Raw genomic sequence first — 1510 nt, forward strand, 5'->3', positions numbered from 1 at the left:
ATGGGTGGCTTTGTAATTTTGTTGTAATTTTGGTGGCTTTGTAATTGTATCTAAATAATGGGTGGCTTTGTAATTGCTCAAAATTATTATTAATAATAGCTAAAATTTGAAAGTGAAAATATAAAAAACACATAAAATCACATTGATAACAAGTGGTTAATTGTATTTTTTAACTGATAATCTTTAGTATGACGGCATAGCCCTGATGCATAAACTATACTCAATGTGTCGTCAGTGAAGTTCAAATAGGTTATTCATGCCTAAGTATCTTCTTTACACACAAATACTAAATTATCAGATTAGGTGTGCATGAATAATAGAGTAGAGCATATAGATATTGCGAAAGGTATTTCTATTACTTTAGTTGCACTTGTGCATAGTAAGTTAGCGTCATTTTTTCCAGAAATAATAGACAGTATGTCATTATTTAGAATGCCATTCTTTTTCTTTTTGTCTGGTGTTTTCTTTTCTTTCTCTACTCCACCTAAATTATTTATTCTAAAAAAATCTGAAGCGCTTCTTAAGCCTTATTTCTCCGTACTATTATTGCTTTTTGTTATTGATGTTATCTTTCAAAATGATAATTTATTGCTGCAATTGCAAGGGATATTTTATGGTAATGGAGAGACCTTGAGGTGGGTTCAAATGTGGTTTTTAACACACTTGTTTACTGTTTACTGCTTTAGCTATGTTTTGTTTCGATTTACTCACTTTAATCTATTACCACTGCCTATTAAAATGTTCGTGTTAATGCTGCTACTTCTTTTGGGTGGTTTGTATGTTGATACTTTTTGGCTTAAAGAAATTACTATTGCTGGTAAGGTAAGTGTTCTTCCTGGTCTTCCTTTTTCTATTGATATTCTACTTATTTCCTCCTCATTCTTTATTTCTGGGTATTTAATGCGGAATAAAATAATTGGTTTTTCTCCTCATCGGTATTTGCTTGTCTTCGCTTGTTTTATTTTTGTTTGTATTATATTTTTCACCAAATCGTATACAGATTTAAATAAAAGAATATATGAGACAGCAATAACAGCTTCGATAGGTGCCATAAGTGGAATCTATATAGTTATGTGTATTTCAGTGTTGCTGGTAAAGCATAATGCATTCAAAGTCATATTTCAGAAGTTAGGGGCTGGGAGCTTATTTATCCTTATTTTTCATTACGTGATTCATTGGAAGGTTTATACATTCATATCTTCGGGTGATATTAATTATTCGATAGGGCTAGTGTTTGCAGTGGTAGCTTTTATTTTAAGTGTTTCTTTACCACTTTTAATACAAGAGATGGTTTACCGAAATAATTATTTAGCTTTATTTTTTCTGCCATTTAAATCAAATAAACTATTTACAAGAAAACTAACAGAAGATCCCGAGTAAAGGTTAACTTACTCGCGACTTGTAGTGTTGTTTGGCAGTAATTTTTATGATCTGAAATTATGTTATAGCTATTTATCCAGCCGCTATTCTTAAACTTCTCTGGTAAATCGAAAATAACAAGGCCACCCAT

At 31.0% G+C, this 1510-nt stretch carries 1 protein-coding gene; it reads left to right on the forward strand.

Features of this window, described 5'->3' with window-relative positions; all coding sequences use genetic code 11:
• The first annotated feature begins 309 nt into the window (after positions 1-309).
• Positions 310-1380: an acyltransferase family protein gene (locus tag AB4160_RS19500; RefSeq protein ID WP_372006099.1), complete on the forward strand. Its 1071-nt coding sequence runs from the start codon at positions 310-312 to the stop codon at positions 1378-1380.
• Positions 1381-1510: the final 130 nt, after the last annotated feature.

Source organism: Shewanella sp. 10N.286.51.B8 (assembly GCF_041469325.1).
In the GTDB taxonomy this organism is placed as follows: domain Bacteria; phylum Pseudomonadota; class Gammaproteobacteria; order Enterobacterales; family Shewanellaceae; genus Shewanella.